Source organism: Corallococcus terminator (assembly GCF_003611635.1).
Lineage (GTDB): Bacteria > Myxococcota > Myxococcia > Myxococcales > Myxococcaceae > Corallococcus > Corallococcus terminator.
Window position 1 is genome coordinate 1 of sequence record NZ_RAVZ01000111.1, and the last position, 9,363, is coordinate 9,363.

Annotated in this window: 7 protein-coding genes and 1 tRNA gene; 5 read left to right on the top strand and 3 right to left on the bottom strand. The window is 67.7% G+C overall.

What is annotated here, in order from left to right; translation table 11 throughout:
• The coding region (locus D7V88_RS17540) for an integrase core domain-containing protein (RefSeq protein ID WP_244238204.1) at window positions 1-205 on the top strand (205 nt) is incomplete at its 5' end.
• Here the strand turns inward: D7V88_RS17540 and D7V88_RS17545 are convergent.
• Window positions 206-1,561, bottom strand: a complete 1,356-nt coding sequence (locus D7V88_RS17545) for a hypothetical protein (RefSeq protein ID WP_120541794.1) — start codon at window positions 1,559-1,561, stop codon at window positions 206-208.
• 577 nt (window positions 1,562-2,138) lie between these two features.
• Between D7V88_RS17545 and D7V88_RS17550 the strand changes: the two genes are divergently transcribed.
• Both D7V88_RS17550 and D7V88_RS17555 read left to right on the top strand, forming a co-directional pair.
• Window positions 2,139-2,212: transfer RNA gene (locus D7V88_RS17550), tRNA-Arg, on the top strand.
• Window positions 2,213-2,617: 405 nt separating this feature from the next.
• Entirely contained in the window at window positions 2,618-3,205 is a 588-nt protein-coding gene (locus D7V88_RS17555; protein WP_120541795.1) for an SDR family oxidoreductase, read from the top strand.
• A gap of 11 nt (window positions 3,206-3,216) precedes the next feature.
• Here the strand turns inward: D7V88_RS17555 and D7V88_RS17560 are convergent, their stop codons facing one another.
• Window positions 3,217-5,367, bottom strand: a complete 2,151-nt coding sequence (locus D7V88_RS17560; RefSeq protein ID WP_120541796.1) for a sensor histidine kinase — start codon at window positions 5,365-5,367, stop codon at window positions 3,217-3,219.
• Window positions 5,368-5,375: 8 nt separating this feature from the next.
• Window positions 5,376-5,816 carry a response regulator gene (locus tag D7V88_RS17565; protein ID WP_244238205.1) on the bottom strand — a complete coding sequence of 147 codons (441 nt, stop codon included), beginning with the start codon at window positions 5,814-5,816 and terminating at the stop codon, window positions 5,376-5,378.
• A gap of 246 nt (window positions 5,817-6,062) precedes the next feature.
• On the opposite strand from D7V88_RS17565, the gene D7V88_RS17570 reads away from it, so the two are divergent.
• Complete coding sequence (locus D7V88_RS17570) at window positions 6,063-6,809, top strand: sensor histidine kinase (protein ID WP_244238206.1); 747 nt, start codon at window positions 6,063-6,065, stop codon at window positions 6,807-6,809.
• Window positions 6,806-9,355, top strand: a complete 2,550-nt coding sequence (locus D7V88_RS17575) for a response regulator (protein WP_120541798.1) — start codon at window positions 6,806-6,808, stop codon at window positions 9,353-9,355. Before D7V88_RS17570 ends, D7V88_RS17575 begins: the two co-directional genes overlap by 4 nt.
• The last annotated feature ends 8 nt before the right edge of the window (window positions 9,356-9,363 follow it).

A 9,363-nucleotide genomic window follows, 5' to 3' on the forward strand; every position in this document is an offset into this window, starting at 1 on the left:
GGGCAATGGCTGCGCCGAGCGCTTCATCCGCACCCTCAAGGAGCAACTGCTCTGGGTGCGCACCTTCGCCGCCGTGGAGGAACTCCGATTGGCCCTGCTGGAGTGGGCCCACCGGTACAACGAGCACTGGTTGCTGGAGCGTCACCACTTCCTCTCGCCGAGTCAGGCCCGGCGGGAGCTGATGCAGTCGAGGCAGGCGGCCTGATTACGACCAACCTGGTGTCTCATTAATCCGGTGCGGTACAATCTCCTCCATGGGGTTGAGCTGCTTCGCCAGCTGATCCATCTCCGTCTTCAGCTGCGTCTCCGCCTTGCCCTCCGGCGTCCAGAGGCTGCGCGCCTTCTTCATCGCCGCAGCGAACTCCTCGGCCTTGATGCGCTGCGCGGCGAGTTCCGCTCCGAGCACCTTCTGGGCCTGAGTGTACTTCTCGGTGTCCTGGTTGCCCAGCTCGCGGTTGAGGCTCTGGAGGACGCGGGTCCGCTCCTCCTCCGCCTTCTTCACCTTCTCCGTCTCCTCCTTCTGCTTCCGGAGGGACTCCAACTGCGCGATGGCTGAGTCCGCGCGCCGGATCATCTTCGGGTCGGTCAGCGAGCGGTACTCGTCGGAGAGCTGCTTCGCCTCGTCTTTCGTCTTGCCGAGGGTGCGCGCCTCCTCCTCCAGGTTCATCAACCACTGCTCCTGGCGCTTGAGCAGTTTCTCACGAGCCTTTTCCTCCTGCTCAGTCTGTTTGAGGGCTTCCTTCGTCGTCGCGGCATTCACCTCCGCAGCGGCGGCGCTCGCCCTGGCATCCTCCTCCTTCGCCGCCCTCACCCGCTGGAGGCTCTTCTCGATGTCGACGACACGCTGCTGCTGCGCCGCGAGGTCCTTCTCGACGGGCGTGAGATACTCCGCAATGTCCTTGGCATAGATTGGGTCTTCGCGGATCCTTGAAAAAGGTACATCCAGGCCCGTGTTCGCCGTGCGATCCACGTACTGGTTCATGACAACGTAGCGTTTGACTCCTTTCACTGTCTCTTCGAGTTGAGCGACCTCCGCCAGCGCGTCCTTTAAATCTTTCTCGGTAAGGCTCTCGTAGACCTTGACGATGTCGTCGGGCGAATTCCCTGCCTTCTTGAGTGCATCCTGGTACCTGCCGCCCAGCGCCGCCATCTCCGTGCGGGCGATGGAGACTGCCTTGAGGGCTTTCGCGTGGTCGCCGAGGAGCTTCGTGTCGCGGATGAGGTTCTCAGCAATCTGACTGCCCCGGCTGGCATTGGCCCCACTCTCCTGGGCGAACTGCCGCGTCTTCTCCCGCGCCTCGTCGGAGGCCTTGCTGTACTCGTGCCAGAGGGCAACGGCCGTGGTGAGTGCGCCGGTGATGAGGCCGATGGGCCCGCCCATGAACTCCAGCGCCGCCTTACCGGCCCGTGCGGCCAGGGATGCGCTCTCGATGGCCGCCGCCTCCTTCACCTTCGCCAGGGCCAACTCCGTGGAGGCCAGCGTGGCCCGCTTCGTGGCCGACATGAGACTGCCCTCCACCGCCGCCGAGGCCTGAAGCGCCGCGTACTTCTTCTCCAGCATCGCCTGCGCCGAGCGCAATGAAGCAATGCGGCTCTCGTCGGCAGCCCGGGTGTACTTGGCCTCGGCGAGCGCTGCATTCGTGGCGGACTCGCGCGCCTGATGGATTCGGGGCTACGGGTGGGCGGTGCCGGCCGCGCGGTGGGGTGCGCCTACGGCGAGATGGGCGGGGTTGACGCTGCGGGCAGCAGGGGCTGCAGGTCCTGCTACGACTTGGCTGGGAAGAGCCGTCGCGCCACGCGCCACAAGGCCACGGCAGCGCTACTGAGGGCTCGCCCTCATGGCATCCAGGCACGCGGTGCAGTGCGTCCAGGGATGGGGACCATGTCCGGCCTTGCATGTGGAGGTAGTTAGCGAGCCGCTCCAAGACGTCCACGGCGGCGGACGCGGCGGCCTTAGCCGCATCGCGCTCTGCTCGCCCGGAGCCCCTCGTCATGATGCCCAGTGACTGCCGGATGACATGGGCCGGCCCGACGGGCCCGGAACTCCCACCGGACTCCCACGCCGCTGACCCACCCCCCGTCACCTCACGGTCGTTGCGAGGTGATTTCGCCCTGATATAAGGGGCTTGCAGCGCTTCGACCCCGTAGCTCAGTTGGATAGAGCGGCGGTTTCCTAAACCGCAGGCCACAGGTTCGATTCCTGTCGGGGTCGCTGGCCCTGCTTCCCAAGTCCGCGGAAGCAGGGCCTTTTTTGTCCGGGGTGCTCAGGAGCGTCCGTGGGATGGGGCCCTTTCCTGGTCCCCGGTACATCCCTCCTCCCGACGCACTGCCCCAGGCGCCGAAACGGCTCCCCCCGACCATGCCCAGGGCAGCCGGGGGAACAGGCGCGGAGCGGCGACTGCTCCTCCCCCCACCTCACGAGCGAGGGGAGTACCGAGTGCTACCGCCGGAGGGGGCGCCCCTCTCACGATGCGCTCACACCCCGCTGTTAAGCCCCGCTTAAGGGCCCATGGGCCTGTCCCAGCGTAGTCATCCGAGGAGCCGGGGCGTACCCATCCTGGTGAGCGGCACGTACCGGCCCCGGATCCACGGGCCCCCACCCGCTGGAGACTCTTCCATGGCCAATGTCCTGATCCTCGGAGCGAACGGCGGAGTCGCCCGCCACGCCACCGACCTGTTCCTGAAGGTAACCCAGGCCCGGCTGACGCTCGGACTGCGCAACCCGTCCCGGCTGAAGAACGCCGACCCCGCTCGCATTCGCGTCATGGAATGCGATGTCCTGGAACTCGAAGGCCTGAAGAAGGCCATGGCCGGACAGGATGTCGTCTACGCCAATCTGGCGGGCGATCTGGAACGCATGGCCAGGAACATCGTGAAGGCCATGGACGCAACCGGGCTCAAGCGCCTCATCTTCATCAGCTCCATGGGCATCTACGATGAAGTCCCGGGCGAGAAGTTCGGCGGCATCCTGGACCCCTATCGAAAGTCAGCCGCGGTCATTGAAGCCTCGGACCTCGACTACACGATCCTGAGGCCCGCCTGGTTTACCCAGGCGGATGAGATTGACTACGAAACCACCCAGAAGGGTCAGCCCTTCAAAGGCAGTCAGGTGTCCCGCAAGAGCGTCGCGGCCCTGGTTGTCAAACTGGCGGAATCCCCCGGGCTGGAAGTGCGTCGCAGCCTGGGGGTGAGCCAGCCCGGATAGGGCACCCGGGGCTACGCATGCACCCGGGGCCGCTTGGGCCAGTAGACGTGGAACGTCGCCCCCGCTCCGGGCTCCGACTCCACCGCCACCCGCCCTCCCCGCGTCTCCACGATCTTCTTCACCACCGAAAGCCCGATCCCCGTCCCCTCCACCTTGTCGCGCGCCTCCAGCGTCTGGAAGATGCCCCAGATGCGCTCGTGGAAGCGGGGGTCGATCCCCGGCCCGTTGTCCTTCAGCGTGAAGTCGTAGAAGGCGTCCGCGTCCGCGCAGGCAATCTCGATCCTCGCGTCCACCCGGCCCGCATGCTTGAGCGCGTTGCTCATCAGGTTCAGGAACACCTGCTGCAACGGCACCCGCTCCACCTGGAGCGTGGGCATCCCGGCGCCAATCACGATGCTCGCCTCGGGACGCGGCGCGAGCAGGTCCCGGCTCTCCACGAGCAGCGCCCCCACGTCCACCGTCTCCACCTTCTCCCGGCTCCGGCTGACGCGCGAATAGCTCAGGATGCCGTTGATCAGCGCCTCCAGCCGGTGCACCCGCCCCCGGAGCAACCCCATCTGCTGGCGCGTCTCGTCGCTCATCTTGTCCGCCATCCCCTCCTCGATCCACTCCGACAGGCTCGCGATGCCTCGCAGCGGCGCCTTGAGATCGTGGGACGCGACATAGGCGAACTGATCCAGGTCCTGGTTCGTCGCCTCCAATTCCTGGGTGAGCCGCTCGCTCCGCTGACGCGCGTGGACCTGCTCCGTCACCTCGAAGGCGATAACGGAGATGCCTTCAATGGTCCCCAACGGGTCGTAGATGGGCTGGTAGATGAGGTTGAAGAAGCAGTCCTGGACCTGCCCCCTGCGCAGCAGCGGCACCTGGAGCTCGTTGCCGAAGAACGGCTCTCCCGTGGCGTACACCCGGTCCAGCAGCGGAACGATGACCTCCTTCAGCTCCGGCAGCGCCTCCCTCAGGGGCTTGCCCACGACGTCCCGACCGCCGACGAGTTCGACGTAGCGAGGGTTCGCGAACTCGTAGACATGGTCGGTCCCCCGCAGCACGCAGATGCCCGCCGGGGCCTGCTGGAAGAGGGTCTCCAGCCGCGAGCGCTGCCGTTCGGCCTCCGCGAGCGCCGCCTGCTCCCGGGCCAGCAACCGCGTCCGCTCCTCGAACACCCGCGCGCTGGAGAGCGTCGTCGCGACGTGGCCCGCCGCCAGTTCGAAGAAGTCCCGGTACGCGTCATCCAACGAACGCCGCGGGTTGACCCCCATCACGAGGAAGCCCTGCAGCGTGCTCTCCCCTGAACGGAACAGCGGGAGCACGACCGCCTCCCGGGACGGCTCGGGCCACGCCCCTCCGGGCCAGGGGACCTGCGCGTCCGGAAGGCCCACACGCACGGGACGCTGCGTGCGGACAATCTCAGCGAAGGGCCACGTGTTCCCCTCCCCCATCCCGAGCTGCTCGGCGCCCGCCGAGAACCCCGTGGAGGCCGCCAGCCGGACTCCGCTGTCGCCGGGCCCCAGCTCGTACAGCAGCGCGAACGACACGTCCGCGACGCCTCCCGCGAGCGACTTCATCACATGCTCACAGGCCTCACTCACCGTGGCCGTGGCCGTCTGCGCGCCCAGGTCGCGCAGGAGCCGGAGCCGCCGCTCGCTGAGCAGACGCGGGGTCGTTTCCGCGCACGCGCAGAAGATGCCGCCCACCGTGCCGTCCTCGTTCCAGAGCGGCGCGTAGGAGAACGTGAAGTAGGTCTCCTCCAGATATCCGTTGCGCCACATCATCAACGGGAAGTCTTCCGACCACGTCGCCTTGCCGGTGGCGCGGACGCCTTCGAGCATCGGGCCGATGACGTCCCAGATCTCTCCCCAGCACTCCCATCCGGGTCGCCCCAGGAACTGCGGGTGCTTGTGCGCGCCGAGGAAGGGGCGGTACGCGTCGTTGTAGAGGCGCGCGAACTGCGGTCCCCACCAGATTTCAATGGGGTGCCTGGACGCCAGGCAGATGCTGACCGCCGTGCGCAGGCTCTGAGGCCACTGATCCACCGGGCCCACCGGGCAGTTCGCCCAGTCGAACTCCCGCATGCGCCGCGCCATCTCTCCGTCCCCGGCGAGGAAGGGTGCATCCTGGAGGGAGCTTCCGTCCGCGGGGGCGCTGCCTTGATTCACGTCTCGCATGGCACCGCTCAGGGCATCTCCACCAGGGTCCAGTACTTGTTGAGCGTGGCCATCACCTCCACGAAGCTCAGGAACGTCACCGGCTTGAGCAGGTAGCCCGCCACGTTGAGATCATAGGCGTCGATCTTGTCGCGCTCGTTGGCGGAGGTGGTGAGCACCACCACCGACGTCGTCCTCAACTGCGGATCCGCTCGCAGGGCACGCAGGAACTCGATGCCGTTCATCTTCGGCAGGTTGAGATCCAGCAGCACCAGCCGGCGTCCCTCGGGCACCGTCCCGTTGCGCAGCGCCTCCAGCCCTTCCAGGCCGTTGGAGGCCACGTAGAGCGGGTTGGCGATGTGGTTCTTGCTGAAGGCACGGCGGACGTTCATCACGTCCACCTCGTCGTCCTCGATGAGCAGGATGTTCAAGGTCTTGTCGCTCTTGTCGCCAACCATGGGAGCGGTCATCCGGATCCTTTGAGCCTGGGAGGTCCACGTCTTGAGCGGGGCCCGAGCGCCGCCCTTCTAGCGTCCGCATTCCTGCTCCTGGCAACGGATGGGCACCCGGTGTTCCCTTCCCGACACGCGACAGGACGCCTGCCTGGTCGCACTCCGACCCGGCATGCCGGGCCTCTGTTCTCCAACGAACCGGAGCCCCGAATGAAGCGCCCAGCGCCGGCCCCGGCTCTGCCATCTACTGGGGACTCCTCTTCCATGGACGACACCCAGAAGCCGAAGGAAGTCCTCATCGCCGAAGTCCATGCGCTCCGCGAAGCCCTGCGGCGGAACAACGCCGAGCTTGATCAGTTCGCCTACGTGGCCAGCCACGACCTCAAGGCCCCCCTGCGCGGAATCGCCAACCTGTCGCAGTGGCTCGAGGAGGATCTGGGCCCCCGACTTGGGGATGAGTCACGCCGGCAGATGGAGCTGCTGCGCGGGCGGGTGCACCGGATGGAGGCCATGCTCGACGGGCTGCTCGACTACAGCCGCGCGGGCCGCGCCTCGCACGCGCCCGAACCCGTGGACGTGGGCGTCCTGATCCACACCGTGATGGCGCGGCTTCCGGGTGGCGACACCGCACGGCTCGAAGTCAGCCCCGGCATGCCGACCCTCCTCACCGAGCACCTTCCGCTTCAGCAGGTCTTCATGAACCTTCTTTCCAACGCCTTGAAACATGCCCATGGCAAGGACCTCCGGGTGCGCGTCGAGGCGCGAGACACGCAGGGCTTCCACCACTTCTCGGTGGCGGACAACGGTCCGGGCATCGCGCCCGCGTATCACGAGAAGATCTTCGCCCCCTTCCAGACGCTCGTCGCGCGCGACAAGGTCGAAGGCTCCGGCATGGGCCTGTGCGTGGTGAAGAAGCTGGTGGAAGGCCGGGGCGGCCGGGTGTGGGTCGAATCCTCCGAGGGCGCGACCTTCCACTTCACCTGGCCCCGGAACGAAGCGGGGCGCTCGTGAGTGACGACGCTCCAGCACCTCCGCGTCCCGTGGACGGTCCGGACACGGAGGAGCGCCTCAAGCTCTTGCTCGTCGACGACGACGAGGTCGACCGGCTCATGGTCCGGCGGCTCCTGCGCCAGGGAGGCATCGCCGCGGAGGTGGTGGAAGCCACCAGCGGCGCCGAAGCGGTCGCGCAACTGGGTGAACAGTCCTTTGACATCATCCTCCTGGACTTCCTGCTGCCTGGGGAAGATGGGCTCCAGGTCCTGCGGGAGCTGGGACGGCGCGGGCCGCGCTCCCCCATCGTCGTGCTCACGGGCCAGGGGAACGAACAGACCGCCGTGGACCTGATGAAGGCGGGGGCTTCCGACTACCTGTCGAAGACGAAGCTGACCGCCGAACACCTGGGACAGAGCCTGCGTCAGTCGATGCGGCTGCACCTGGCGGAGCAGCAGCACCGGGCGCTCGCGGAGGCGCTGCCGCAGATCGTCTGGACCGCCGGCCCCGACGGCCGCCCCGACTACTTCAACCAACGCTGGTACGCCTACACAGGCCTGCGCGCCAGGCGGTCACGCGAGGAGACGTCGAAGGAGCGACATGTGGCCCGCGAGGTGCTCCACCTGGAGGACATCCCGCGCTGCCTCGGACGGTGGAGCGAGTGCCGCCAGTCGGGAACGCCCTTCGAATGCGAGGGCCGCATCCGCCGCCACGCGGACGGCGCCTACCGCTGGCACCTCATCCAGGCCCTGCCCCTGCGCAATGCCCACGGTCGCCTCATCCAGTGGCTGGGCACGTGCACGGACATCGATGATCAGAAGCGCGCGGCGGAGACGCTCAGCTTCATGGCGGAGGCGAGCACCATGCTCACCGCCTCGCTGGAGATGTCCGTCACCCTGGAGCGACTCGCCGCGCTGATCCTTCCCCGGCTGGGAGACTGGTGCGCCGTCTACCTCCTGGAGGATGACGCCCGCGTGCGCCAGGCGATGGTGGCCCACGCGGATCCCTCGCGGGTGCCCCTCCTGAGGGAGCTGCACCGCGCGTTCCCTCCGCCCACCACCGCCCTCCGAGGCATCTCCCAGGTGCTGCGCACGGGCGAGGCCGAGTTGGAGCCCGAGCTCACCGACGAGCACCTTCAGGAGGCCCTGGGCTCCGTGGAGGCCCTGGGCTCCGACGGACAGTTCCGGCCGGGTTCGTGGCTCGTGGTTCCGCTCTGGGCCCAGCGGCGGGTGTTTGGCGTGCTCCAGGTGTGCGCATCGCGGTCGGGTCGCCGCTACACCGCGCGCGACCTGGAGCTGGTGCAGGAGCTGGGGCGGCGGGCGGAGATCGCCATCGACAATGCCCGGCTGTTCGAAATGGCCAAGGCCGAGCATCTGGTCGCCGAACAGGCCAACCGCGCCAAGGACGAGTTCCTCGCCGCCGTGTCCCACGAGCTGCGCACGCCGTTGATGGCCATGCTGGGCTGGACGCGGATGCTGCGCTCCGGACAGCTCGCGCCGGAGAAGCACGGGCGGGCCCTGGAAGCGGTGGAGCGCAACACGCAGGTGCAGACCCAGCTCATCGAGGATCTGCTCGATGTGTCGCGGATCATCACCGGCAAGCTGCGGCTGGAGATCCAGGCGGTGAATCCCTGCGACTGCATCGAGGCCGCGCTGGATTCGGTGCGCCACGCGGCCGAGGCGAAGGGCGTGACGCTGCAGTTCGACCGGCCACCGGACAGCGATTCCATCCACGGGGATGCGGACCGGATCCAACAGATGGTCTGGAACCTGCTCTCCAACGCCATCAAGTTCACGCCCAAGGGCGGACAGGTCACTGTGCGCCTGCGCCGGGAGGAAGGCACCGTCCGCATCGACGTGGAGGATACCGGTCAGGGCATTCCCCAGGCCTATCTGTCGCAGATCTTCGAACGGTTCTGGCAGGTCGACGGAAGCTCCACGCGCAAGCACGGGGGACTGGGCCTGGGGCTGGCCATCGTGCGGCACCTCACCGACCTGCATGGAGGCGTCATCGAAGCCTTCAGCGAGGGTGAAGGCCAGGGCACGCGCTTTACCCTGACCCTGCCCCTGGCGAAGGCCGCGACCGGGATGCTGGAACTGCCCGTGCCGGCCACGGCGCGCCTGGACGTTCCGCACCTGCCGATGACGGTCCTGCAGGGCCTCCAGGTGCTGGTGGTGGACGACGAACCCGATGCGCGGGAGTTGCTCTCCGTGGTGCTGGAGGGGCGTGGGGCGCTGGTCGTCACCGCGGCCAGTGCCCGGGAGGGCTTCGACAAGCTGCGGCTCTTCCGTCCCCAGGTGGTGCTCTCCGACATCGGGATGCCCGGCGAGGATGGCTATTCCTTCATCCGCCGGCTGCGCGCGCTGCCCGAGGATCAAGGAGGACAGACGCCGGCCATCGCGCTCACGGCCTTCGCCCGGATGGAGGACCGCACCCGGGCGCTGCTCGCGGGCTTCCAGATGCACGTGCCCAAGCCCATCGATCCCGCGGAGCTGGTGAGCGTGCTGGCCACGGTCACCGGCCGCGACCCCCGCGAGGAAGTGCGCAGGCGGGGCACTTCCGCCTGAGCGCTTGA